Source organism: Sphingomonas sp. MM-1, assembly GCF_000347675.2.
Classification (GTDB): Bacteria; Pseudomonadota; Alphaproteobacteria; order Sphingomonadales; family Sphingomonadaceae; genus Sphingomonas_E; species Sphingomonas_E fennica.
Map to the genome: position 1 here is coordinate 2213262 of NC_020561.1, position 24904 is coordinate 2238165.

The 24904-nt window shown below is 67.9% G+C and carries 18 protein-coding genes; 12 read left to right on the plus strand and 6 right to left on the minus strand.

Annotated elements, in window-relative coordinates; translation table 11 throughout:
- Positions 1-69: 69 nt before the first annotated feature.
- The 4 genes from hisS to G432_RS10755 all read left to right on the plus strand — a co-directional run bounded on the left by hisS (position 70) and on the right by G432_RS10755 (position 4281).
- Positions 70-1317 carry a histidine--tRNA ligase gene (gene hisS, locus G432_RS10740; RefSeq protein ID WP_015458846.1) on the plus strand — a complete coding sequence of 416 codons (1248 nt, stop codon included), beginning with the start codon at positions 70-72 and terminating at the stop codon, positions 1315-1317.
- Positions 1317-2402: a peptide chain release factor 1 gene (gene prfA, locus G432_RS10745; RefSeq protein WP_015458847.1), complete on the plus strand. Its 1086-nt coding sequence runs from the start codon at positions 1317-1319 to the stop codon at positions 2400-2402. The genes hisS and prfA overlap by 1 nt, the downstream gene beginning before the upstream one ends.
- The gene (prmC, locus tag G432_RS10750) at positions 2392-3246 is read left to right on the plus strand and encodes a peptide chain release factor N(5)-glutamine methyltransferase (protein WP_015458848.1); all 855 of its coding nucleotides are present in this window, start codon (positions 2392-2394) and stop codon (positions 3244-3246) included. The genes prfA and prmC overlap by 11 nt, the downstream gene beginning before the upstream one ends.
- A 288-nt stretch (positions 3247-3534) precedes the next feature.
- Entirely contained in the window at positions 3535-4281 is a 747-nt protein-coding gene (locus G432_RS10755) for a DUF4167 domain-containing protein (protein WP_015458849.1), read from the plus strand.
- Between the two features lie 89 nt (positions 4282-4370).
- Here G432_RS10755 and G432_RS10760 read toward each other — a convergent pair whose 3' ends face one another.
- Together G432_RS10760 and G432_RS10765 are read right to left on the minus strand one after the other, a co-directional pair.
- Complete coding sequence (locus tag G432_RS10760) at positions 4371-5141, minus strand: NUDIX hydrolase (RefSeq protein ID WP_015458850.1); 771 nt, start codon at positions 5139-5141, stop codon at positions 4371-4373.
- On the minus strand, positions 5138-5797 hold the full coding sequence (locus tag G432_RS10765; protein ID WP_015458851.1) for a TetR/AcrR family transcriptional regulator: 660 nt from the start codon (positions 5795-5797) through the stop codon (positions 5138-5140). The genes G432_RS10760 and G432_RS10765 overlap by 4 nt, the downstream gene beginning before the upstream one ends.
- Positions 5798-5968: 171 nt before the next feature.
- Here G432_RS10765 and G432_RS10770 point away from each other — a divergent pair, with 171 nt between their 5' ends.
- The 5 genes from G432_RS10770 to G432_RS10790 all read left to right on the plus strand — a co-directional run bounded on the left by G432_RS10770 (position 5969) and on the right by G432_RS10790 (position 14264).
- Entirely contained in the window at positions 5969-7147 is a 1179-nt protein-coding gene (locus G432_RS10770) for an efflux RND transporter periplasmic adaptor subunit (RefSeq protein WP_041864883.1), read from the plus strand.
- A gap of 4 nt (positions 7148-7151) precedes the next feature.
- On the plus strand, positions 7152-10316 hold the full coding sequence (locus G432_RS10775; RefSeq protein ID WP_015458853.1) for an efflux RND transporter permease subunit: 3165 nt from the start codon (positions 7152-7154) through the stop codon (positions 10314-10316).
- Positions 10309-11733, plus strand: a complete 1425-nt coding sequence (locus G432_RS10780) for an efflux transporter outer membrane subunit (protein ID WP_015458854.1) — start codon at positions 10309-10311, stop codon at positions 11731-11733. Before G432_RS10775 ends, G432_RS10780 begins: the two co-directional genes overlap by 8 nt.
- A gap of 173 nt (positions 11734-11906) precedes the next feature.
- Positions 11907-13226 carry a UDP-glucose dehydrogenase family protein gene (locus G432_RS10785; protein WP_015458855.1) on the plus strand — a complete coding sequence of 440 codons (1320 nt, stop codon included), beginning with the start codon at positions 11907-11909 and terminating at the stop codon, positions 13224-13226.
- 36 nt (positions 13227-13262) lie between these two features.
- Positions 13263-14264 (plus strand): fumarylacetoacetate hydrolase family protein, encoded by a 1002-nt coding sequence (locus G432_RS10790; protein WP_015458856.1) that lies wholly within the window; start codon positions 13263-13265, stop codon positions 14262-14264.
- Between the two features lie 39 nt (positions 14265-14303).
- Here the strand turns inward: G432_RS10790 and G432_RS10795 are convergent, their stop codons facing one another.
- Entirely contained in the window at positions 14304-15173 is an 870-nt protein-coding gene (locus G432_RS10795) for an LLM class F420-dependent oxidoreductase (protein ID WP_015458857.1), read from the minus strand.
- A 239-nt stretch (positions 15174-15412) separates the two neighbouring features.
- On the opposite strand from G432_RS10795, the gene acnA reads away from it, so the two are divergent.
- Both acnA and G432_RS10805 read left to right on the plus strand, forming a co-directional pair.
- Entirely contained in the window at positions 15413-18091 is a 2679-nt protein-coding gene (gene acnA, locus G432_RS10800) for an aconitate hydratase AcnA (protein WP_015458858.1), read from the plus strand.
- 211 nt (positions 18092-18302) lie between these two features.
- Positions 18303-19496, plus strand: coding sequence for an NF038122 family metalloprotease (locus G432_RS10805; protein WP_015458859.1), 1194 nt, complete (start codon positions 18303-18305; stop codon positions 19494-19496).
- A 189-nt stretch (positions 19497-19685) separates the two neighbouring features.
- Here the strand turns inward: G432_RS10805 and G432_RS10810 are convergent, their stop codons facing one another.
- Positions 19686-21650, minus strand: coding sequence for a pyrroloquinoline quinone-dependent dehydrogenase (locus G432_RS10810; RefSeq protein ID WP_015458860.1), 1965 nt, complete (start codon positions 21648-21650; stop codon positions 19686-19688).
- Between the two features lie 171 nt (positions 21651-21821).
- Complete coding sequence (locus tag G432_RS10815; RefSeq protein WP_015458861.1) at positions 21822-23138, minus strand: cystathionine gamma-synthase family protein; 1317 nt, start codon at positions 23136-23138, stop codon at positions 21822-21824.
- 81 nt (positions 23139-23219) lie between these two features.
- Between G432_RS10815 and G432_RS10820 the strand changes: the two genes are divergently transcribed.
- Positions 23220-23579, plus strand: coding sequence for a VOC family protein (locus G432_RS10820; protein ID WP_015458862.1), 360 nt, complete (start codon positions 23220-23222; stop codon positions 23577-23579).
- Between the two features lie 299 nt (positions 23580-23878).
- Here G432_RS10820 and G432_RS10825 read toward each other — a convergent pair whose 3' ends face one another.
- Positions 23879-24898 carry a zinc-dependent alcohol dehydrogenase family protein gene (locus G432_RS10825; RefSeq protein ID WP_015458863.1) on the minus strand — a complete coding sequence of 340 codons (1020 nt, stop codon included), beginning with the start codon at positions 24896-24898 and terminating at the stop codon, positions 23879-23881.
- Between the last annotated feature and the right edge of the window lie 6 nt (positions 24899-24904).

The window sequence follows — 24904 nt, forward strand, 5'->3', positions numbered from 1 at the left end:
TCCCTCGTGACGGGTCAAGTCGCATCCGCCGCTTTTTTCCGGCCGGAAGTTGCTCTAGGGCCGCATCCCATGGCCAAGGTCGTCACTCCCCAAGCCGTTCGCGGCACCCAGGACATGCTCGGCGAGGAAGCGCTGCGCTTCGCCCGCGTCGTCGAAACCTTCGATCGCGTCCGCCGGCTCTACGGCTTCGGCCGGGTCGAGGTGCCGGTGTTCGAGGCGACGGCCGTGTTCGCCCGCTCGCTCGGCGAAACCACCGACGTCGTCTCGAAGGAGATGTATACGTTCGAGGATCGCGGCGGCGATTCGCTCACGCTCCGGCCGGAATTCACCGCCGGCATCGCGCGCGCCTATCTCACCAACGGCTGGCAGCAGCATGCGCCGCTCAAGGTGGCGACGCACGGCCCGCTGTTCCGCTACGAACGCCCGCAGAAGGGGCGTTTCCGCCAGTTCCACCAGCTCGATGCCGAGGTGATCGGCGCGGGCGAGCCGGCGGCGGACGTGGAGCTGCTGGTGTTCGCCGATCAGCTGCTGCGCGAGCTGGGCGTGTCCGACGGCGTCACGCTCCAGCTCAACACGCTGGGCGATGCGGCAACCCGCGAGGCCTGGCGTGCCGCGCTGGTGAAGCATTTCGAGGCGCATCGCGATGCGTTGTCGGAAGAAAGCGTGGAGCGGCTGGCCAAGAATCCGCTGCGCATCCTCGATTCGAAGGACAAGCGCGATCGCCCGGTGGCCGATGCCGCGCCGGTGATCGACGATTATCTTTCCGCCGAAGCGGGCGCCTTCTTCGATACGGTGCGCAACGGGCTGGATGCCGCCGGCGTCGCCTATGTCCGCAACGGCGCGCTGGTGCGCGGCCTCGATTATTATCGCCACACCGCCTTCGAATTCGTGACCGACAGGCTGGGCGCGCAGGGCACGGTGCTGGGCGGCGGCCGCTATGACGGGCTGATCGAGGCGCTGGGCGGCTCGCACACGCCGGCCGTCGGCTGGGCCGCCGGGATCGAGCGGCTGGCGATGCTGATCGACCAGCCCGCGCCGCAGACGGTGGATGTCGCCATCGTGCCGCTGGGCGAGGCCGCCGAGGCCGCCGCCGCCGGCATCATCGCCAGGCTGCGCCGCGCCGGCATCGCCTGCGACATGGCCTATCGCGGCAATATGAAGAAGCGGATGCAGAAGGCCGATGCCTGGGGTGCGCGCTATGCCGTGATCCTGGGCGATGACGAGCTGGCGCGCGGCGAGGCGGCGGTGAAGACGCTGGCGGACGGCACGCAGCGGCCGGTTCTGATCGACGCGCTGGCCGGGGCGCTCGCTGGCTGATGGTTTCGATTCCCCCCGCGCGGATCGCGCAGATCGAGGCCCGGCGCGATGAACTGCAGGCGATGATGGCCCGCGGCGATCTTTCCGCCGATCGCTTCGTCGCCGTATCCAAGGAATATGCCGAGCTGGAGCCGGTGGCCGTGGCCGCCGGCGAGGTGCGCCGGCTGCGCGCGGAACTGGCCAACCTCGCGCACATGATCGACGATCCTGAATCGGATGCCGAGATACGTGACATGGCGCAGGACGAGGCGGCCTCCATCCGCGCCCGCCTGCCCGATGCCGAACGCCAGCTCGCGCTCCGCCTGCTGCCGCGCGACGCGGCGGACGAGCGCGCGGCGATGCTGGAAATCCGCGCCGGCACCGGCGGGGACGAGGCGGCGCTGTTCGCGGGCGATCTGTTCCGCATGTATCAGCGCTATGCCGAGGATCATGGCTGGAAGGTGGAGCTGATCTCCGCCAGCCCGGCCGAGCTTGGCGGCTATAAGGAGGTCGTCGCCTCCGTCACCGGCGCGGGCGTGTTCGCGCGGCTGAAGTTCGAAAGCGGTGTCCATCGCGTCCAGCGCGTGCCCGCCACCGAAAGCGGCGGCCGCATCCACACCTCCGCCGCCACCGTCGCGGTGCTGCCGGAGGCGGAGGAGGTGGACGTCCAGATCGACGACAAGGATCTTCGGATCGACGTCTATCGTTCCTCGGGGCCGGGCGGCCAATCGGTCAACACCACCGATTCGGCGGTGCGGATCACCCATATCCCGTCCGGGCTGGTGGTGATCCAGCAGGACGAGAAATCGCAGCACAAGAACAAGGCCAAGGCGCTCAAGGTGCTCCGCACCCGGCTCTACGAGCAGGAGCGCGAGCGGCTCGCCAGCGCGCGTGCCGGCGAGCGTAAGGCGATGGTGGGATCGGGCGACCGTTCCGAACGCATCCGCACCTATAATTTCCCGCAAGGCCGCGTGACCGATCACCGGATCAACCTGACGCTGCACCGGCTGGCGGAGATATTGGAAGGCCCCGGCCTTGACGAGCTGATCTCGGCCCTGATCGCTGAGGACGAGGCGGCGCGGCTCGCCAATCTCGATGCCGCCTGAAACGGTGCGCGCGGCGCTGGCCGCCGCCGCCCGCCGCCTCGAACCCGTCAGCGCCACGCCCCGGCTCGATGCCGAGCTGCTGATGGCCCATGTGCTGGGCCGGTCGCGCGATGCGATGCTGTTGGCCGCGCTGGACGATCCCGCGCCGCCCGCCTTCGCCGATCTGGTCGCGCGGCGGAAAGCGGGCGAGCCCGTGGCCTATATCACCGGCACGCGCGCCTTCTGGACGATCGATCTGGGCGTCACGCCTGCCGTGCTGATCCCCCGGCCGGACAGCGAGACGCTGATCGAGGCGGCGGTCGATCATTTCGCGCGCGCCGGCCGGGCGCCGGCATCGGTGATCGATCTCGGCACGGGATCGGGCGCGCTGCTGCTGGCGGCGCTGGCGGAGTGGCCGGAAGCGCTGGGGCTGGGGATCGATCGATCGCCCGCCGCGCTCGCGGTCGCTGCCGCCAATGCCGGGCGCCTCGGCATGGGCGCCAGGGCACGCTTTGCCGAAGGCGACTGGACCAGGGCGGGCTGGGCGGATGCGCTCGGCCGGTTCGATCTGCTGCTGTGCAACCCGCCTTATGTGGAAAGCGATGCCGCGCTTGCCCGCGACGTCATGGAGCATGAGCCGCACGGAGCGCTGTTCGCGGGCGCCGACGGCCTCGACGACTATCGCCGGCTGGCGCCCGCGATTCCGCGTCTGATCGCGCCGGGCGGAATGGCGGCGATCGAGATCGGGCATCGGCAGGCGGCGGCGGTATCCGCTCTCCTCGCGGCCGAAGGAGCCGTTCCAACGGTTCGTCGCGATCTCGGCGGGCGGGACCGTTGCATAATCGTCGCGGCGGAAGCCTCCTAGGCAGGCGAAACATATTTCCGCTTGGAATCCCCCCGGTGAGCCACTACATCGGCCTCAGGACTGGGGGTTTCGTCAAGCATCTGGCTGTAAGAACCCCCGCCGACCCCCGATGGCTTTGCCGCGATATCCGCTATTTGGCGGTGCCGGTTCTGCGATAGGCGGTTGCGTGGCCATTCGGCACCGCACCTGCCTTGGCGCATCCTCAAGGGGCGGAAATCCGTAAGGTCCGGGGCGGGCCCGGATTGGGAGTGGCGACGAACGACCACCAGTGACGAAGGCAGCGAAACGTTGATCAACAATCGTCAGAACGGTCGCCGCCGTGGACGCGGCGGCGCGCCCCGGCAGAATGGCGGCAACGGCCAGGGCGGCAACCGGATTGATAATCGCGCGCGCGGCAACGCGGCCCAGCTTCATGAGAAGTACAAGACCCTCGCGCGGGATGCCCAGACCCAGGGCGATCGGGTCATGACCGAATATTATCTCCAGTTCGCGGACCATTATTTCCGCGTGCTGAGCGAGAACCGGCCGCGCTTCGAGGAGCAGCAGCGCCGCGACCGCTTCGACAATGCCGACTTCGAGGACGAGGAAGGCGAGAACGAGGCCGTTGCCGGCGGCGAGCGCGAGGAACGCGGCGGCAATGACGGCGGCGAGCGCAATTATCGCGAGCGTCGCGAGCCGCGCCCGCGCGAGGAGCGGAGCTTCCGCGAGGATCGCGCGCCGCGCGAGGAGCGGATGGCCCGCGAGGATCGCCGCCCCCGTGAGGATCGCGCCCCGCGCGACGAAGCGGAGCAGGGCGAGGATGCCGTTGCGGCCGCCCCGGAAGCCGCCGAGGCCGAGGCGCCGCGTCGCCGTGGCCGTCCCCGGCGGACCGAGGCCGCCGCGCCGGCGGAAACCGCCGAGCGCATCGACATGGACCGGCTGCCGCCCTCGCTCTCGCTGGCGAGCGAGCCCGCCGAGGCCCCGGCCGATGCCGAGGAGAAGCCCAAGCGCCGCACCCGCCGCCCCCGTGCGGAGGCCGCTGGCGCCGAGGCCTGATCCGGCCCCACTTTCGACATGCGAAAAGCGGCCCCGTCATCCCCAGGTGGATGGCGGGGCCGCCTGCTTTGGGGCGATCGCCCCCGTGTTCAGCCGCGCAGTTCGTCCGCCAGCGGCACGGCGGTGACCGGATAGCCCTGATCGTCGCGGATGCAGAGATATTGCGTGCCGCCGCGATCCTCGACCCAGGGCGTCACCATCTCGACCGTGAAGCGCGCCGCATGGGCAATGGCCGCGTCGATGCCGTCGAACAAAGCGAGCCTTTCCAGGTTGCGCCGGGTGGGGAAGATCACCCGGAACCGCCCGTCCAGCGCCCCGGCCAGCGCATCGGCCGCGCCGATCCACAGGGCATGGATGCTTTCGCCGCCATCGGCGGCCGGCGTCGCATCGACGGGGGCGGCCGCCAGATAGAAGCGGGTATCGAACAGCCGGGTTTCCTTGAAATTGGGCCGCCAGCGGGCGAAGGCCGTCAGCGCGTCGAGATCCAGCCGCCAGCCGCCGGCCGCCAACAGGGCGCCGAAATCGCCGCCTTCCGCCAGCGCCGCGCGCAACGCCGCGATCGCCGAGGGTTCGGGCGCGGGCCGGATGCCGATGGCGATGCCCACCTCCTCGATCGTCTCGCGGATCGCGGCGATCCGGGCGGTGGCATCCTCGGGCGGGCTTTCGCCCACCACGGCGGCATTGGCGGCCAGCGCCGCGTCGCCGGGATCGATCCGGCCGCCGGGGAAGACCAGCGCGCCCGCGGCGAACGCCATGGTGCCGGCGCGCTCGATCATCAGCAGCTCGGGCGCAGCGCCGCCGCATTCGCGCATCAGCACCAGCGTCGCCGCTGGAATGGCCGGGGCCAGCTCGCCCGTCATGCCGGCTCGTCGTCCTGGATGCGGTAATGATTGACGAACAATGCCGTCGCCTCGCGGATCAGCCGGTCGCGCGCGGGCAGGTCGGTGACGACCGATGAATCGCCGAACAGCGCGCGCATGTGGGAACTGTGCGTCACGAGGCCGAAGAACAGGTGCACCGTCACGATCGGATCGGGGATAACCGCCTTGCCGCTTTCGTGCCAGGTCCGGAACAGGCTGGCGAGCCGTTCCACCGCCGGCTGGTGCGCGGCCCGCACCATCATTTCGGCAAAGGCCTGGTCGCGCAATGACTCGCCCATGACGATGCGGACGAGGCCGATCTTCTCCGGATCGGAAAAGCCGTCGACGATGATCCCCGCGATCTCCGCCAGCACCTTCGCCGGCGAACCGCCGCGCGCCACCACCTCGTCGATCCGTTCGTGGGTCTGGAAATCCTCGCTGGCGACGATTGCGGTCAAAAGGCCGTGCTTGTTCTCGAACAGCTCATAAAGCGTCGCCAGCGACCCGCCGGAGCGCTTGACGATCTCCGACAGGCTGACGGCGTCATAGCCGCGCTCCACGAACAGCGCGCGCGCCGCATCGATCATCGCCTGGCGCCGGCGTTCGCGCCGTTCGGATTCTCCCTTCGCTTCGGAACCGGTCGTGGTGGCGCGCATTATCTCCCCTGATTCCCGCCTGGATTTTTTGCATCGCATCATCCGCTTGACCTGTAGTGTATCCTACATTACGGAAAAATCACAAGTGCAATCGACTTATGGGTCGGTTTGCGCAACCATGTATGGCCGGTTTTCGAAATCGGTCCCAGTTGCAAGGGAGCGTTGGTGCGCATGCGCGCTGTCACAGGGGAAACGCCGCGGCTCGCTGCCGCGCTGGCAGGGCTTGCCTTCCTTTCGGCCTGCGGCGGACAGCCGCAACAGGCGCCGCCGCCGCCGCCGGTGGACGTTGTCACCGTCGCGCCCACCGCCGTGGTCGACGTGATCGAGCTGCCGGGCCGCGTCCAGGCGGTGCGCACCGCCGAGGTGCGCGCGCGCGTCGACGGCATCGTCGAACGCCGCCTCTATGAGGAAGGCACCGACGTCCGCGCCGATCAGCCGTTGTTCCGCATCGATCCGCGCCAGAACCAGGCGGCCTATAATTCGGCGGCCGCCGCGCTTTCGCGGGCCGAGGCCGGGGCCGCCAACACCCGCGCGGTGGTCGGCCGCTATGCGCCGCTGGTGAAGCAGCAGGCGATCAGCAACCAGGAATATGACGCCGCCGTCGCCCAGGCCCGCCAGGCCGAGGCGGACGTGAATTCGGCGCGCGCCGCGCTCGATCGCGCCAAGCTCGATCTCAACTACACGCTGGTCACGTCGCCCATATCGGGCCGGGCGGGCCGCGCGCAGGTGACGGAAGGCGCGCTGGTCAGCGCGACGTCGGCGACGCTGATGACGACGGTCGAGCAGCTCGATCCCGTCTATGTGAACTTCTCCCAGTCCAGCAACGAGCTGCTCCAGATCCGGCGCAAGATGTCGACCGGCGCGATCAAGGCGGACAATCTCGATCGCGTGCGCGTGACGCTGATCCTCGAGGACGGCAGCCCCTATAGCCCGGCCGGGCATCTCGACTTCCTCGACATGGCGGTCGACGAATCGACCGGTACGGTTTCGCTCCGCGCGGAATTTCCCAATCGCCAGCGCATCCTGCTGCCGGGCCAGTTCGTCCGCGCGCGGGTGGAGGCAGGCGTGAATCCCAGCGGCATCATGGTGCCGCAGCGGGCGGTGCAGGTCACCCAGCAGGGGGCCAATGTGATGATCGTCGGCGCGAACAATGTCGCGGTGGCGCGGCCGGTGAAGCTCGGCAGCCTGCAGGGCGATTCCTGGGTAATCAACGAAGGCCTGAAACCCGGCGACCGGGTGATCGTGAGCGGCCTGCAGAAGGTGCGCCCCGGCCAGCCGGTAACGGTGACGCCGCCGGCCAAGCCCGGCGCGAAGCCGGCCGCCAAGCCCGCAACGCCCGTGGCCGGCTGATCGCATGTTCGCCCGCTTCTTCATCGACCGCCCGGTCTTCGCCTGGGTGATCGCCCTCGGCATCGCGCTCGCCGGCGTGCTGGCGCTGCGCAACCTGCCGATCGAGCAATATCCGAGCGTGGCGCCGCCCTCGCTCACCGTCAGCGTCACCTATCCGGGCGCGGACGCGGAGACGCTCTCCACCAACGTCACCCAGGTGATCGAGCAGGAGCTGAACGGCGTCGAGGGCTTCCTCTACATGCTCTCGAACAGCCAATCGAACGGCACGGCGACGATCACCGTCACCTTCCGTTCGGGCACCGACCTCGACGTCGCGCAGATGGAGGTGAACAACCGCCTGCGCCGCGTGGAGCAGCGCCTGCCCGAAGAGGTGCGGCGCCAGGGCATCCAGGTGAACAAGGCCGGTTCCGGCTTCCTGATGATCGTCGCCATCTCGTCGAAGAGCGGGACGACCGACAGCCTCGCGCTCGGCAACGTCGCCTCCGCCAAGGTGATCGACGAGCTGCGCCGCGTGCCCGGCGTGGGCGACCTGCGCCTGCTGGGTTCCGAATATGCGATGCGCGTCTGGCTCGATCCCGACAAGCTCGCCGGCTACAGCATGTCGGCGGCCGAGGCGCTCGCCGCGGTGCAGGAGCAGAACAGCCAGACGGCCGGCGGCCAGCTCGGCGACCAGCCGATCGCCAAGGGCGCGGAGCTGAACGCCACCATCATCACCCAGAACCGCTTCACCAATGCGGACCAGTTCCGCAACATCATCCTGCGCGCCAATCCGGACGGATCGACGATCCGGCTGGGCGACGTGGCCAAGGTGGAGCTGGGGGCGGCGAGCTATGGCATCGGCACGGAGCTTTCGGGCCGGCCGATGGCGGGCATCGCCGTGCAGACCGTGCCGGGCGCCAACGCGCTGTCGACCGCCGAGGGCGTGCGCGCCCGGATGGAGGAACTGGCGCGCGGCTTCCCGCCGGACATCACCTGGTCCGTGCCCTATGACACCACGCCCTTCATCACGATCTCGGTCGAGGAGGTGGTGAAGACGCTGGGCGAGGCGATGGTGCTCGTCTTCCTCGTCATGTTCCTCTTCCTCCAGAATCTGCGGGCCACGCTGATCCCGACGCTGGTGGTGCCGATCGCGCTCGCGGGCGCCTGCCTGGGCCTGTGGCTGTTCGGCTTCTCGATCAACGTGCTCACCCTGTTCGGCATGGTGCTGGCCATCGGCATCCTCGTCGACGACGCCATCGTCGTGATCGAGAATGTCGAGCGCATCATGAGCGAGGAGCATCTGAGTCCGCGCGACGCGACGGTGAAGGCGATGGGCCAGATCACCACCGCCATCATCGGCATCACGCTGGTGCTGATCGCTGTGTTCGTGCCGATGGCCTTCTTCCCCGGATCGACGGGCGGCATCTACCGCCAGTTCTCGATCACGCTGGTGGTGTCGATCGCCTTTTCGGCGCTGCTGGCGCTCACGCTCACGCCCGCGCTCTGCGCGACGATGCTGAAGCCGCATGATCCCGAGGCGAAATCGCGCTTCCCCTGGCTCCAGGCCTTCTTCAACCGGTTCAACGGCTGGTTCGGCCGCACGACCGATGCCTATCAGGGCCGGGTGGGCAAGATCATGTCCCGCCCGCTGCGCTGGCTGGCGGTGTTCGTGGCGCTGGTCGGCCTGACGGCGCTCCTCTTCCTGCGCCTGCCGAGCAGCTTCCTGCCGAACGAGGATCAGGGCTATGCCATCTCGATCGTCCAGGCGCCGCCGGGCGCGACCCTGGAGCGGACCGAGGAAGCCATCCGGCAGATGAAGGATTATTATGCCGAGCAGCCGCAGATCGACCGCTATGTGCTGATCCGGGGCTTCAGCTTCTTCGGCCAGGGCCAGAACGCGGCGATGATGTTCGTCGTGCTGAAGGACTGGAAGGACCGCAAGGGCCAGGAGAACGGCATCGAGGCCTTTGTCGGCCGCGCGTTCGGTGCGCTCATGCAGATCAAGCAGGCGATGATCTTCACGATCAACCCGCCGCCGATCCGTGAGCTGGGCAATGCCAGCGGCTTCACCTTCATGCTGCAGGATCGCGGCGCGCTGGGGCATGACAAGCTGGTCGAGGCGCGCAACATGATGCTGGGCCTCGCCAGCCAGAGCCCGATCCTCACCGGCGTCCGCCCGGAAGGGCAGGAGGATGCGCCGCAGCTCAAGGTGGAGATCGATCGCGTCAAGGCGCGCGCGCTCAACCTCTCGATCGGCGACGTCAACGCGACGCTCTCGATCGCGTTCGGATCGGCTTATGCCAACGACTTCGCCTATGACGGCCGCATCCTGAAGGTGATGCTGCAGGCGGACGCGCGATCGCGCATGACGCCGGAGGACGTGCTGAACCTGCGCGTGCGCAACACGCAGGGGCAGATGGTGCCGTTCGGCGCCTTCACCACCGCGCAATGGACCTCGGGCTCGCCGCAGCTCCAGCGCTACAACGGCTATCCGGCGATGACGATCTCGGGCCAGGCGGCGCCGGGCCGCTCGTCGGGCGAGGCGATGGACGAGATGGAGCGGCTGGCGCAGCAGCTTCCCGACGGCTTCGACTTCGAATGGACCGGCACCTCCTATGAGGAACGCCAGTCGGCGGGCCAGGTCGGCGCGCTGCTCGGCCTTTCGCTGATCGTCGTCTTCCTGCTGCTGGCCGCGCTCTACGAAAGCTGGTCGGTGCCGGTGGCGGTGCTGCTGGTAGTGCCGCTGGGCGTGCTGGGGGCGGTGCTCTTCTCGATGATGCGCGGGCTTTCGGCGGATGTCTATTTCAACGTCGGGCTGATCTCGATCATCGGGCTGGCGGCGAAGAACGCGATCCTGATCGTCGAGTTCGCGATCGAGCGCGAGGCGGAGGGCCGATCCGTGTTCGATGCGACGATGGATGCGGTGAAGCTGCGCCTGCGGCCGATCATCATGACGTCGCTCGCCTTCATCCTCGGCATGGTGCCCCTGTTCATCTCCACCGGCGCCGGCGCTGCCAGCCGCCGGGCGGTGGGCACGGGCGTGATGGGCGGCATGATCGCGGCGACCCTGCTCGGCATCTTCTTCATCCCGCTTTTCTATCTGGCGGTGCGCCGCTGGCTGACGCGCAAGGCGCCGCATGCGCCCGGTGTGTCGCACGGCCCCGATGGCGGGGAGACGGCGCATGGCTAAGCGCATTCTCCTCCCGCTGCTGGCCGCGACGGTGCTGGCCGGCTGTTCCTTCGCGCCCGAGCATAGCCGGCCGCCCTTCGCCGCGGCGCCGCTCTATCCGCCCGAATATCAGCCCGAGGCAGGCATGCGGAAGGCGACGGAGATCGGCTGGAAGGATTTCTTCACCGATCCCCGCCTCCAGGCGGTGATCCAGATGGCGCTGGACAATAATCGCGACCTGCGCATCTCGGTGGAACGGATCGCCGAGGCGCGCGGCCAATATCGCATCCAGAATTCCGCGCGCCTGCCGGAAATCGCGCTGGACGGCGGCTTCACCCGCAGCCGCACCAACAACGGCCAGTTCAACTTGCCGGGCGGCGGCACCGTCGGCGGGCCGGAGACGCTCAACCGCTACGATATCGGCGTCGGCGTGGCCTCGTTCGAGCTCGATTTCTGGGGTCGGGTGGCCAATCTGTCGGAGGCCGCGCGTTCCACCTACCTGTCGACGGTCGCGGCCGAGCGGGCCTTCCGCCTGTCGCTGATCCGCGACGTCGCGGTCAATTATCTCCAGGCGCGCGAGCAGGCGGAGCGGATCGCGCTGGCCGAGCAGACGGTGAGCAGCCGGCAGGAGGGGCTTCGCATCGCCAAGCTCCGCCTCGATGCCGGCGTCACCTCCGCGCTCGATTATCGCCAGGCGGAAACGCTGCTGACCCAGGCGGAGACGGAGCTTGCCAATCTGCGGCTGGCCCGCGCCCAGACCCGCAACTATTCCTACGTGCTGGTCGGCCGGCCGATCCCGGACGATCTGCCCGATCCGCTGCCGATGGCGCGGCAGGGCATCATCCGCGATATCGGGCCGGGCCTGCCGTCCGACCTGCTCAACAACCGGCCGGACATATTGGCGGCCGAGGAGCAGCTTCGCGCCGCGCGCGCCAATGTCGGCGCGGCCCGCGCCGCCTTCTTCCCGACGATCAGCCTGACGGGATCGGCGGGCTTCGCCTCCAACCAGCTCGACGGCCTGTTCAAGGATGGCGGCACGACCTGGAGCTTCGGCCCCAGCATCCGCCTGCCGATCTTCGACTGGGGCGCCACCAAGGGCAATCTCAGCGTCGCCGTCGCGCGCGAGAACATCGCGGTGGCCACCTATGAGAAGACGGTGCAGACCGCCTTCCGCGAGGTGGCGGACGCGCTGGCCGGGCGCCGCTGGCTGGCCGATCAGGTCGCCGCGCAGGAACGCGCGGCCAACGCCCAGCGGCGTCTCGCCGAGCTGGCGCGGTCGCGTTACGACAATGGCGTCGCGCAATATATCGAGGTGCTCGATGCCGAGCGTAACCTGTTCTCCGCCGAGCAGAGCCTGATCCAGCTCCGCCGGGCGGAACTGGCCAATCTCGTCTCGCTCTATGTCGCGCTGGGCGGCGGGCTGACGTCGCAGGAATGAACGGCGCGGGTGCCCGGCAACGGCCTGGTCGGGCATCCGCCGCCGCCCTTGCCGGCCCGTATCCGGTGCGGCCCGGCGATGGCCGGCCTCCGCTCATGGGGCTCCGGTTGCGGCGCGGCATGGTCGATGCTAGCCGATGGCCGGCAACCGCTTACAAGGGGAAATAGCCCACCATGCGTATCGCAATGATCGGCACCGGCTATGTCGGGCTGGTGTCCGGGGCCTGCTTTGCCGATTTCGGTCATGACGTCATCTGCGTCGACAAGGATGCAGGCAAGATCGCGGCGCTCGAGGCGGGCGGAATCCCGATCTACGAGCCTGGGCTCGACGCGCTGGTCGCCGGCAATGTCCGCGCGGGGCGGCTGTCCTTCACCACCGATCTCGCCTCCGCCGTCGCCGGGGCGGACGCGGTGTTCATCGCCGTCGGCACGCCCTCGCGCCGGGGCGACGGGCATGCCGATCTCTCCTACGTCTTCGCCGCCACGCGCGAGATCGCGGCCGCGATCACCGGGCCGACCGTGGTCGTCACCAAATCGACCGTGCCGGTCGGCACCGGCGACGAGGTGGAGCGCATCATCCGCGAGGTGGCGCCCGATGCGGAGGCCTATGTCGTCTCCAACCCGGAATTCCTGCGCGAAGGTGCGGCGATCGAGGATTTCAAGCGGCCGGATCGCATCGTCATCGGCCTGGAGGACGAGCCCGCCCGCGCGGTAATGCAGGAAATCTATCGCCCGCTTTATTTGAACCAGGCGCCGCTGCTGTTCGTCGGCCGGCGGACGTCCGAGCTGATCAAATATGCCGCCAATGCCTTCCTGGCGGTGAAGATCACCTTCATCAACGAGATCGCCGACCTTTGCGAGGTCGCCGGCGCCGACGTGCAGCAGGTGGCGCGCGGCATCGGGCTCGACAACCGCATCGGCGCCAAGTTCCTCCACGCCGGCCCGGGCTATGGCGGGTCCTGCTTCCCCAAGGATACGCTGGCGCTGCTCAAGACGGCGGACGATCATGAGACGCCGCTGCGCATCGTCGAGGCGACGGTGAAGGTGAACGACGCGCGCAAGCGGGCGATGGGCCGCAAGGTCATCAAGGCGATGGGCGGCGACGTGCGCGGCCGCACCGTCGGCGTGCTCGGCCTCACCTTCAAGCCCAATACCGACGACATGCGCGACGCGCCGTCCCTCTCGCTGATCCAGACGCTGGAGGATGCCGGCGCCAGGGTGCGCGCCTTCGATCCCGAAGGGCAAGAGCAGGCAAGGCCGCTGCTGCCCAATGTCGATTTCGCCGAGGATCCCTATGCCGTGGCGGACGGCGCCGACGCGCTGGTGATCGTTACCGAATGGAACGCCTTCCGCGCGCTCGATCTCAAGCGGATCGCCGGCCTGCTGGCCGCGCCCGTGCTGGTCGACCTGCGCAATATCTATCCGCCGGAGGAGGCGCTGCGCGCCGGGCTGCGCTATACCGGCGTCGGCCGCGGCGATGCCGATGAAGCCTGAGGACGAACGCCGGAACATGAATCAGGGAGAGGCGGAATGAAGCTGGCATCGCTGAAGCAGGGGCGTGACGGGCGGCTGGTGGTCGTCAGCGGCGATCTCGCCTGGTGCGCGGATGCGACGCACATCGCGCCGACGCTGCAGGCCGCGCTGGACGATTGGGAGAATGTCGCGCCCGGGCTGGAACTGCTCGCGACCGATCTCGCCCATGAGGCGATCCCGATGATGCGCTTCCACGAACGGCTGGCGGCGGCCCCGCTGCCGCGCGCCTATCAGTGGGCGGACGGATCGGCCTATGTGAACCATGTCCAGCTCGTCCGGCAGGCGCGGGGCGCGGAGCTGCCCGAAAGCTTCTGGACCGATCCGCTGATGTATCAGGGCGGGTCCGACGGCTTCCTGGGGCCGCGCGATCCCATCCCGCTCGCGGACGAGGCCTGGGGCTGCGATCTCGAGGCGGAGATCGTGGTGGTGACGGGCGACGTCGCGCAGGGCAGCGATCGCGAGAGCGCGCTGGGCGCGATCCGGCTGGTCGGCCTCGTCAACGACGTGTCGCTGCGCAACCTGATCCCGGCGGAGCTGGCCAAGGGCTTCGGCTTCGTCCAGTCGAAGCCGGCCTCCGCGCTGTCGCCGGTGCTGGTGACGCCGGACGAGCTGGGGGACGGGTGGCGCGACGGCAAGCTCCATCGCCGGCTGGACGTCGACATCAACGGCGTGCCCTTCGGCCGCACCCAGGCGGGTGAGGACATGACCTTCGATTTCGGCACGCTGATCGCGCATCTCGCCAAGACGCGCAGCCTCTGCGCCGGCAGCATCATCGGTTCGGGCACCGTTTCCAACCGCGATGCCGATGGCGGCCCCGGCCGGCCGATCGCCGATGGCGGGCGCGGCTATAGCTGCATCGCCGAGGTGCGGATGGTGGAGACGATCCTCAACGGCGCACCTTCGACGCCGTTCCTGAAGCGGGGCGATACGGTGCGGATCTGGGCCGAGGACGATCGCGGCCACAGCATCTTCGGCGCGATCGAGCAGACGGTGGGCTGAGCCCGACTCCAGGTCAGGCCCGCCCCCCCGGCCGCGCGCTTATTCGAAGCGCGCGATCACGTCGTCGGCGTAGCGCTTCACGCTGTCGATCATCTGGCCGACATCCTGGGTTCCGGGATGATAGAGGTGCCAGGGCTGCATCAGGATATGGGTGATGCCCTGGTCCTCCAGCCGCTTGTAGCCGTCGACGTCGAACACGTCCGATGGCGAGGCGAGCACGTCGAACGGCAGGTGATCGCGGCCATATTCGCGGCGCAGCTCGCGGATGCGGGCGATGCTTTCCAATATCTCGGCCGCCGGCTGCAGATCGGTCAGCCAGCCTTCGCCCACGCGCGCCGCGCGCTTCAGCGCGGCATCGGATATGCCGGCGATCCAGATCGGCACCGGGCCGGCGGGCTTCGGATTCATCTCGATCCGCGGGAAATCGTAATATTTGCCGTGATATTCGACATATTCGCCGGTCCACAGCAGCTTCATGATCTCGATCATCTCGTCCGCGCGCTTGCCGCGCGTGTGGAAATCCTGCCCCAGCAGGCCATATTCGTCCTTCGACCAGCCGACCCCGCAGGTCAGCACCACCCGGTTGTTGGAGATGGCCGACACGGTCGATACCGCCTTGGCGACCAGGAAGGGATTGCGCATCGGCAGCACGAAGGCGTTGGTGGTGAAGCGGATGCGCTTGGTGATCGCCGCATAGGCGCCCATCATCACCATCTGGTCCGGCCAGTCGGTGAATTCGGGCCAACGCCGCGAGCCATCGGGTGTATAGGGATAAGGCACGGTCAGCGTTTCGGGATTCACGACATGATCCGACATGGTGATCATCGCCCAGCCGGCCTCGTCGGCGGCGACGGCGATATCGGGCAAGGCGGGCACCGGCGCGAAGGCGGCGGACAGGACGAACTTCATCGGCAAATCTCCCAAGGGGCTTTCTGTTTGCCGGCAGGTTTCCATCCGATCGGCCGGGAGGAAAGCCCCGCGCGGCATCCGTGGCCCGATCGGCCGCGATTGGCCCGTTCTGCGCACCGCTTCCCGCGCGGGCCTGCCGGTCCGCACCGGCCCTTTCGCCCGATTCAGGCTTTCCCCCCCCGGATGCGGCCTGCTAAGGGCGCCGGGACTCTCGCATCCGCAGCATAGGGAACAGCGCCATGACCGCCGTCGGACAGGACACGCTCAACACCCGCACGACTCTTCAGGTCGGCGGCAAGACCGTCCATTATTACTCCATCCCGAAGGCGGCCGAGAAGCTCGGCGACGTGTCCCGCCTGCCTTTCTCGATGAAGGTGCTGCTGGAGAATCTGCTGCGCTTCGAGGACGGCGTGACCGTGACCGCCGAGGATATCCAGGCGATCGCCGACTGGCAGAAGGATCGCACCTCCGAACGCGAGATCCAGTATCGCCCGGCCCGCGTGCTGATGCAGGATTTCACCGGCGTGCCCTGCGTGGTCGATCTGGCCGCGATGCGCGACGCGATGAACGCGCTGGGCGCCGACGCCACCAAGATCAACCCGCAGGTGCCCGTCCACCTCGTGATCGACCATTCGGTGATGGTCGACGAATTCGGCACGCCCAAGGCGTTCGAGGACAATGTCGAGCTGGAATATCAGCGCAACGGCGAGCGCTATGAATTCCTGAAATGGGGTTCCAAGGCGCTCGACAATTTCAAGGTGGTGCCGCCGGGCACCGGCATCTGCCACCAGGTGAACCTTGAGAATATCGCCCAGGCGGTGTGGACCTCGGCCGATGCGGACGGCGCCACCGTCGCTTATCCCGACACCTGCGTCGGCACCGACAGCCACACCACGATGATCAACGGCCTCGGCGTGCTCGGCTGGGGCGTGGGCGGCATCGAGGCGGAAGCCGCCATGCTCGGCCAGCCGGTGTCCATGCTGATCCCGGAAGTGGTCGGCTTCAAGCTCACCGGCGCGCTGTCCGAAGGCATCACCGCCACCGATCTCGTGCTCACCGTCACCCAGATGCTGCGCGCCAAGGGCGTGGTCGGCCGCTTCGTCGAATTTTACGGCCCCGGCGTCTCGGCCCTCAGCCTCGCCGACCGCGCGACCATCGCCAACATGGCGCCGGAATATGGCGCGACCTGCGGCTTCTTCCCGATCGACGGCAAGACGCTGGATTATATGCGCCTCACCGGCCGCGACGAGGAACAGATCGCGCTGACCGAGGCCTATGCCAAGGCGCAGGGCTTCTGGCTGGATCCCGCCGCCGCCGATCCCGTCTTCACCGACACGCTCGAGCTGGACATGGGCACGGTGGTGCCGTCGCTCGCCGGCCCGAAGCGCCCGCAGGACAAGGTGGTGCTGACCCAGGTGGACGAGGTGTTCAACAACGACCTCGAGACCGTCTACAAGAAGGCCGCCGCCAAGCGCGTTCCCGTCGAGGGCCGCGATCACGACATCGGCGACGGCGACGTGGTGATCGCCGCGATCACCAGCTGCACCAACACCTCCAACCCCAGCGTGCTGGTCGCCGCCGGCCTCGTCGCCAGGAAGGCGGTGGAGAAGGGCCTGAAGCCGAAGCCCTGGGTCAAGACCTCGCTCGCCCCCGGCAGCCAGGTCGTCACCGACTATCTCAAGAAGGCGGGGCTGCAGGAATCGCTCGACGCGATCGGCTTCAACCTCGTCGGCTATGGCTGCACCACCTGCATCGGCAATTCCGGCCCGCTGGCCGCGCCGATCTCGGCCGCGATCAACGGCAACGATATCGTCGCCGCCTCGGTGCTGTCGGGCAACCGCAACTTCGAGGGCCGCGTCTCGCCGGACGTGCGGGCGAACTTCCTCGCCTCGCCGCCGCTCGTCGTCGCCTATGCGCTGAAGGGCACGGTCACGACCGATTTCGTGAACACCCCGATCGGCAAGGGCAAGGACGGCAACGACGTCTATCTGAAGGACATCTGGCCGACCAACGACGAGATCCGCGCGGTGATGGACGGCGCGATCGATCGCGACATGTTCCAGAGCCGCTACGCCCACGTCTTCCGCGGCGATCAGCGCTGGCAGGCGATCGACGTGACGGGTTCGGATACCTATAGCTGGCCGGCCGGCTCCACCTACGTCGCCAACCCGCCTTATTTCGAAGGCATGTCGATGACGCCGGCGCCGGTCACGGACATCCGCGATGCCCGCCCGCTCGCCATCTTCGCCGATTCGATCACCACCGATCACATCAGCCCGGCCGGTTCGATCAAGGCGGATTCGCCCGCCGGCCGCTACCTGCTCGAGCATCAGGTCTCGAAGGCGGACTTCAACAGCTACGGCGCGCGCCGCGGCAACCATGAAGTGATGATGCGCGGCACCTTCGCCAACATCCGCATCAAGAACGAGATGATCCCCGGCATCGAAGGCGGCATGACCAAGTATATCCCGTCCGGCGACGTGATGGCGATCTACGATGCGGCGATGAAGTATAAGGCGGACGGCACGCCGCTGGTCGTCGTCGCCGGCAAGGAATATGGCACCGGCTCCTCGCGCGACTGGGCGGCCAAGGGCACGACCCTGCTGGGCGTCCGCGCCGTCATCGCCGAAAGCTTCGAACGCATCCACCGTTCGAACCTCGTCGGCATGGGCGTGCTGCCGCTCCAGTTCGCCGACGGCGTCGATCGGAAGACGCTGAAGCTGGACGGCACCGAGACCTTCACGATCGAGAATGTCGCCGGCCTCCGCCCGCGCCAGGCGGTGACGGTGAAGCTCACCCGCGCCGACGGCACGACCGAGACGTTCGAGACGCGCTGCCGGATCGATACCGTCAACGAGCTCGATTATTTCCTGAACGGCGGCATCCTGCCCTACGTGCTGAGGAAGCTCGCCGCCTGATCCGGCGACGATCGGGAAAGAAGAACGGGGCCTGCGGCAGAGATGTCGCGGGCCTTTTTCTTTGTCCCGTATTGGGGCGACCCATAATCTCCCTTGACCTGAAACCGCTAACCACCCCTTATGGTTAACGCAAAGTGACCGACTCCGGCCCATAGGCGGGCATCATGGAACGGGCGGGAGCCGTGGTCCTTGGGAATCAGGGGAATCGACCATGACCATGCTTGCACATCGCTTTCGTAAAACCTTGCTGGGGACGGCCCTTGCCGCCGCCCTCGTGGCTGGCGCGGCGCCCGCCAATGCCGTCAGCATCGTGTTCACCGACGACGGCACCGTCGCGGGCTCGGCCGCCGAGCGCGGCTTCAACATCGCCAAGAGCTTCTGGGAGCATGTGCTCACCAACGATGTGACGATAAACATCAACATCAGCTTCTCGTCCTTCGGCGATCCCGACATCATCGGCGGCGCGGAGAGCAATCTCTACGTCCTCGATATCCCGACTTATCAAGCGTATCTGGGGGCTACGGGCACCACCAATCTCGATGCGGTGAAGGTGCTCCCGACGCTTAACAATGGCGCGGTGGCGATGGTCACACCCGGTTACGTGGACGAGGTGAACCAACTCGGTATCGACACGACCAAGCGGGTTTTCGACAATGACGGCAGCATTAATAACCAGGAGATCGGCATAAATTCGTCCATCCTGAAGGCGATAGGGCTTGGAGACTATGTTGGGGCGGGTGAAGCGGACGGTGACGTCACCTTCAGTTCCGATTTCGCGTTCGATTTTGATCCCACCGATGGCATTGATGCCGACAAGATCGATTTCGTCGCGGTGGCGATCCACGAAATCGGACACATTCTGGGCTTCACGAGCGGCGTTGATGATTATGATGTTCAGGGCAACCCCAACGGGCCGTTTGCGGGTGAGGTCGACGGTTATCCGGTGAATGAAGCCTATTGGGGCTATGTGATGGATCTGTTCCGTTACGCCCAGAGCAACGACGGTGCCGAGCTGAACTGGGCGCCCGGCGACGACGCCTATTTCTCGATCGACGGTGGCCAGACGGCCTTCCTCGACGGCTATTTCTCGACCGGCGAATATAATGGCGACGGGCGGCAGGCCTCGCACTGGAAGGATGCCAGCGGCAACCTCCAACTCGGCATCATGGACCCGACCGTGGCTTATGGGCAGATGGGCGTCGTTCGCGGGCTCGATCTCGCCGTGTTCGATGCGATCGGCTGGAACACCAATATCGATGTGCTGGCCAACCCGAACTGGTCCTACACCACCGCGCAGGCGGCGGTGCCGGAAGCGGCTACCTGGGCGCAGATGATCATCGGCTTCGGCTTCATCGGCGGCACGCTCCGCCGCTTCGGCGGCCGGCGGAAGGCCGCGATCGCCTGATCCGCCGCATCGGCGGAAGAATCAGCCCCGGTGAGGTGTCTCACCGGGGCTTTTTTGGGGGACGATCTGCCGGCAGTCAGTTCGGTCGCCGGCCGGGAAATCGTCCCGCGACAAGGCGGGCGGCTCGGCCAGGCCGGGCGGTTCACCCGATGCCATCGGAGGACAAGCCGCCCAGCCGGCCGCGCCGGATCATTTGGGTTCCAGCGCGAAGGCGACCAGCGAGTCGCCGATCTTGGTGCCGAGATATTTGTGGCCGCCGGCCGCGATGGCGACATATTGGCGGCCGTCCTGCTTCAGCCGGTAGGTGACGGGCGTCGCTTGGCCGCCGGCGGGAAGCCGGCCCTTCCATAGCTCGCGCCCCGTGCGGATATCGAAGGCGCGCAGGAAATTGTCGGTTGCGGCGCCGATGAACACCACGCCCGATGCCGTCACCACCGCGCCGCCCATGTTCGGCACGCCCAGCTTCAGCCACATCGGCCATGGCGCGAGATCGCGGGTGGTGCCCAACGGCACTTCCCACAATTTCCTGCGGGTCTTGAGGTCGATCGCCAGCAAAGTGCCCCAGGGCGGCCGCACGCAGGGCGCGCCCAGCGGCGACAGCATCGGCACCATCGTGTTGCCATAGGGCGTGCCGAAGCTCGGCAGCAGGCGTTCGCCGCGCGCCAGCATGGCATCGGTTTCCTTGCGCGGCACCATCTTCACGATCGCTGGCACCTGCGTGGTGTTGACCACCAGCACCTGGTTGACCGGATCGATCGCCATCCCGCCCCAATTGTTCACGCCCATGAAGCTCGGGAAGAAGATCGTCCCCCGCGTGGAAGGCGGGGTGAACACGCCCTCCCAATTGGCGCTGCGGAACAGATCGCGGCACTTGCCCTTGTCCCAGAAGGTGAAGCCCCACATGTCGTCCTCGGTCATGTCCCGGCGCACGATCATCGCCGGGTCTTTGGGGAAGGGCTGGGTGGGCGACAGCTTCTCGCCGGGCAGCGCGCCGGCCTGCGGCACGGGGCGTTCCTCCACCGGGAACAGGGGCTCGCCGGTTTCGCGGTTGAGGATGAAGATATGGCCCTGCTTGGTCGCCTGGGCGAGCGCCGGGATCGATCGGCCGCCCTGCTTCAGATCGAACAGCAGCGGCTGGGCCGGCACGTCATAGTCCCAGACGTCGTGATGCACCGTCTGGAACCGCCAGCGCGGCTGGCCGGTGCGCGCGTCGAGCGCCACCACCGAGGAGGACCAGTAATCGCGGTTGCCGCGATCGATGCCGATATGGTCGGGGCCGGCATTGCCGGTCGGCACGAAGACGAGGTTGCGCGCCGGATCGGCGGTGAGCGGCGCCCAGCTGTTCGCCGTGGCGCGGACATAGGGTTCGCCCGGCGGGGCGTTGGCGGCGTCGGTGACGCCGGGCGGCAGCGGGTTCCATGCCCAGGCGAGCTTGCCGCTATGCACGTCGAAGGCGCGGATCACGCCGGCCGGCACGTCGACCCGCATATTATCGGGAATGCGCCCGCCCAGCACGATCTTGCCGTCCACCACCACCGGGGGCGAGGAGATCGCATAGTCGCCCGGCTGCACCGGGCCGAGGCCCTGGGTGAGATCGAGCACGCCCTTGTCGCCGAAGCCGGCGCAGGGCTGGCCGGTTTCGGCATCCAGCGCCCGCAGCCGGCCGTCGATGCTGCCGACGAGGATGCGGCTGACGCATTCTGCGGGCGCGGGGCCGTTGGCGGGTGCGGGGGCCGGATCGCGATAATAAGTGACGCCCCGGCAGTTGATCAGATAGGCGTTGGTGGCATCCGCCTTGTAATTCTGCGCCCAGATTTCCCTGCCGGTCTCGGGATCGACGGCGGCGACCTTGCCCAGGCCCGAGCAGACGAACATCTTGCCGTCCGCCACGATCGGCGTCGCCTCGAACGTCGGCGATACGCCCTCGGGCACGTCCAGCTTGCCGATATGGTAGGTCCAGGCGGGTTTCAGCCCGGCGACGTTGGCGGTGGTGATCTGGGTGGCGGGCGAATAATGGGTGGCGTCCGCGTCGCCGCCGTAGAAGCGCCAGTCGGCGGTCGGCCCGCTGGTGTCGATCGGCCCCGAATATCCGCCGCCGCACCCGGCCAGCAGCAGGACGCCGCCCCACATCGCCATTGTCCGCTTGTCGCCCATCCCGCTCTCCGATCGTTTTTTCCGCACGTTTGTGCATTGGCGTTTCGCGGCCATGCAACAAGGAACGCAGCGGCGATCGGGCCGAATGTTCGCGTCCGGCCAAGCGGGGGCGATTTCCTCCCCGGCCGCCAGCCGGGGAGGATCGGGATCAGCCGGTCTGGAAAATCCCGCTCAGACGGCCTTCAGCGCCTGCTCCATGTCGGCGACCAGATCGTCGGCATCCTCGACGCCGATCGATATGCGCACCAGATTGTCGGTGATGCCCAGCGCCAGCTTGCGTTCGTCCGGCACCGAAAGATGGGTCATCGCCGCCGGCGCGCTGGCCAGCGTCTCGGTGCCGCCGAGGCTGACGGCGAGCTTGGCGATCTTCAGCGCGTCGAGGAAGGCGAAGCTCTCCTTCTCGCCGCCCTTCAGATAGAGCGAGAAGGTGGAGCCCGCCCCCGTGCAGTGGCGGCGATAGATGTCGGCCTGGCGCGATCCTTCCTCCAGGAAGCCCAGATAGCCCACCGTCTCCACCTTGGGATGATCGCGCAGATAGGCGCACACCTTGGCGGCATTCTCGCCCGCCCGGCTCATCCGCAGCTCCAGCGTTTCCAGGCTGCGCAGCAGCATCCACGCCGAATGCGGATCGGTGATGGTGCCGATCGTGTTGCGCATCGCCCGGATCGGCGCGATCGCCGCCTTCGATCCCACCGCGCCGCCGGCCACCAGGTCGCTATGCCCGCCGGCATATTTGGTGAGCGAATAGAGGACGAGATCGGCGCCGTGGCGCAGCGGCTTCTGCCAGAGCGGGCCGAGGAAGGTGTTGTCGATGGCGATCGGCGGCGCATCCGGCCCGGTGCCGAACAGCGCATCGCGCGATGCCTTCACCGCCTCCACATCGACCAGCGCGTTGGTGGGATTGGCCGGGCTTTCCAGGTAGATCAGCGCCACCCGCCCCTCAGCCTGCGCGCGGCCGAGCACGGCATCGATCTCCTCCCGGCTGGCGCCGGCGGGGAAATCGAGCCAGTGGACGCCGAAGCGGCCGAGGATCTTGCCGATCAGCGTTTCGGTGGCGGCGTAGAGCGGCGCGGAATGGACGATGATGTCGCCCGGCTTCACCAGCGCCAGCAGCACCGTGGCGATCGCCGCCATGCCGGAGGAGAAGGTGAGCGCGTCCTCCGCATCCTCCCACACGCCCAGCCGGTCCTCCAAAATCTCCTGATTGGGGCCGTTGAAGCGGGAATAGACGAGGCCCTCCGCCCCGCCCGGCCGCTTGCCGGTGACGCCTTCGAAATGGCGTTTGCCGGCGGCGGCATTTTCGAACACGAAAGTGGAGGTGAGGAAGATCGGCGGCTTCAGCGCGCCTTCCGACAGCATGGGATCATAGCCGTGGCCCATCATCAGCGTGGCGGGCTTGAGCGGACGGCCGCCCAGCTCCACCACGTCGGGCTTGGGGCGGCGGCGCGGGGTGGCGCCGCTCAGATCGGCTTCTGTTTCGTCTTTCATGGACCATCCTGTATCGATCGACCCGCGACGCGGGTGTTATGATCCGCAGCCTATCGCAGTCGGGACAGGAGGGGGAGGAAAATGCCGATCGCCATCGTATCGATCCCGGTCGCCGATCAGGCGCGAGCCAGGGGCTTCTATACCGACATCATGGGATTCGCGGTGATGCGCGACGAGGCGATGGGGCCGGATTCGCGCTGGATCCAGCTGCAGCCGCCGGGCGGCGGGGCATCGATCACCTTGGTCAACTGGTTCGATGCGATGCCGCCGGGCTGCCAGCAGGGGCTGATGCTGGGCGTGCCCGATATCGAGGCCGAACATGCCCGGCTGGCGGGGCTGGGGGTGGAGGTAGCGCCGATCCGCAAGGAGGCGTGGGGACGCTATACGATGGTGGCGGACCCGGACGGCAATCGCTGGGTGGTGGCGGAACTGGCCGCCTAGGCGGCGTGGATGGATCATGGCGCGCGCGAGGTCCGGTTCAGGCATCTCGCCGGGCGACCACCTCTCCCCCGTCATTCCCGCGAAGGCGGGAATCCATTGTGTCGGACGCTATCGACTCAATCGAGCCAACCGCGTCCATGGATTAGCTACGCTGGCCTATGGCTCCCACCTTCGCGGGAATGACGGATCTTTTGTGTGGTTTCCGTAGCTTCGGCTTCGAGCGGCCACTTGTGCTGACAGTTTGATCCGGGCGCGCGAAGGCAGGGCGCCCGGGCTTTCGCGCGCGCCAAGGCTGCCGCCTACACCGATATCACCACCTTGCCGAACAGGTCGCTGCCGGACTGGTAGCGATAGGCGTCCACCGCATCGTCGAAGGCGAAGACGCGGTCGATGACGGGGCGGATGCCGTTGGCCTCCACCGCGGCGTTCAGCCGCTCGGCCATCGCGCGCGATCCGACGAAGATGCCGCGCATCGTCGCGCCCCGCGTCATCAGCGCCAGCGGGTTGGACTGGCCTTCGGCGGCGAGCAGGCCGATGATGCCGATTTCCCCGCCATAGCCGATCGCCTGCATCGACTGGGCGATCGTGCCCGGCCCGCCGACCTCGACGATATGGGATATGCCGTTCGGCCCCGCCGCCTGCGCCGCGGCCGCGCCCCAATCCGGCGTGGCGCGATAGTTGATGCCGTGAGTGGCGCCCATCGCGCGGGCGCGCTCCAGCTTGGCGTCGAAGGAGGAGGTGATGATCACCGCGGCGCCGGCCGCGCGTGCGAGCTGGAGGGCGATCAGCGAGACGCCGCCCGTGCCGAGCAGCAACACGGTATCGCCCGGCTGGAGCCGCCGGGGGCCTTCCATCAGCGCGTTCCAGGCGGTGACGCCGGCGCAGGGCAGGGTGGCGGCTTCCTCGAATGAAAGCGACGGGGCGATCGGCACCACGGCACGTTCGGGCAGCAGCGCATATTCGGCGAGCATGCCGGTGGCCGGCGGCGCGCCGAGCGAGGTGGCGACCTTGCGTGCATCGGCCGGCCCGTCCTCCCAATCGAGGAAGAAGGTGCCGGCGACGCGATCCCCCACCGCGAAGCGCGTGACGCCGGCCCCGATCGCCGCCACCTCGCCCGCGCCGTCGGAAAGCGGAATCGCAGCCGTCCGGATCGGCCCGCCGAAATAGCGGCCCTGGACCAGAAGCTGGTCGCGATAGTTGAGCGAGCAGGCCCGGACCCGGATGAGAATCTCGCCGGGACCGGGCACGGGCGTGGCGATTTCGGCCTGGCGCAGCGCTTCCAGCCCTTGATGGCTGGGTTCCAGAACATATGTCCGCATCGTCGC

Bases quoted from the DNA above. Each gene is read 5' to 3' on its own strand.
- G432_RS10805 (WP_015458859.1), top strand. From the start codon at position 18,303: ATGACCATGCTTGCACATCGCTTTCGTAAAACCTTGCTGGGGACGGCC.
- prfA (WP_015458847.1), top strand. From the start codon at position 1,317: ATGGTTTCGATTCCCCCCGCGCGGATCGCGCAGATCGAGGCCCGGCGC.
- G432_RS10795 (WP_015458857.1), bottom strand. From the start codon at position 15,173: ATGAAGTTCGTCCTGTCCGCCGCCTTCGCGCCGGTGCCCGCCTTGCCC.
- G432_RS10810 (WP_015458860.1), bottom strand. From the start codon at position 21,650: ATGGGCGACAAGCGGACAATGGCGATGTGGGGCGGCGTCCTGCTGCTG.
- G432_RS10825 (WP_015458863.1), bottom strand. From the start codon at position 24,898: ATGCGGACATATGTTCTGGAACCCAGCCATCAAGGGCTGGAAGCGCTG.
- acnA (WP_015458858.1), top strand. From the start codon at position 15,413: ATGACCGCCGTCGGACAGGACACGCTCAACACCCGCACGACTCTTCAG.
- G432_RS10780 (WP_015458854.1), top strand. From the start codon at position 10,309: ATGGCTAAGCGCATTCTCCTCCCGCTGCTGGCCGCGACGGTGCTGGCC.
- G432_RS10785 (WP_015458855.1), top strand. From the start codon at position 11,907: ATGCGTATCGCAATGATCGGCACCGGCTATGTCGGGCTGGTGTCCGGG.
- hisS (WP_015458846.1), top strand. From the start codon at position 70: ATGGCCAAGGTCGTCACTCCCCAAGCCGTTCGCGGCACCCAGGACATG.
- G432_RS10765 (WP_015458851.1), bottom strand. From the start codon at position 5,797: ATGCGCGCCACCACGACCGGTTCCGAAGCGAAGGGAGAATCCGAACGG.
- G432_RS10770 (WP_041864883.1), top strand. From the start codon at position 5,969: ATGCGCGCTGTCACAGGGGAAACGCCGCGGCTCGCTGCCGCGCTGGCA.
- prmC (WP_015458848.1), top strand. From the start codon at position 2,392: ATGCCGCCTGAAACGGTGCGCGCGGCGCTGGCCGCCGCCGCCCGCCGC.
- G432_RS10815 (WP_015458861.1), bottom strand. From the start codon at position 23,138: ATGAAAGACGAAACAGAAGCCGATCTGAGCGGCGCCACCCCGCGCCGC.
- G432_RS10760 (WP_015458850.1), bottom strand. From the start codon at position 5,141: ATGACGGGCGAGCTGGCCCCGGCCATTCCAGCGGCGACGCTGGTGCTG.
- G432_RS10790 (WP_015458856.1), top strand. From the start codon at position 13,263: ATGAAGCTGGCATCGCTGAAGCAGGGGCGTGACGGGCGGCTGGTGGTC.
- G432_RS10775 (WP_015458853.1), top strand. From the start codon at position 7,152: ATGTTCGCCCGCTTCTTCATCGACCGCCCGGTCTTCGCCTGGGTGATC.
- G432_RS10820 (WP_015458862.1), top strand. From the start codon at position 23,220: ATGCCGATCGCCATCGTATCGATCCCGGTCGCCGATCAGGCGCGAGCC.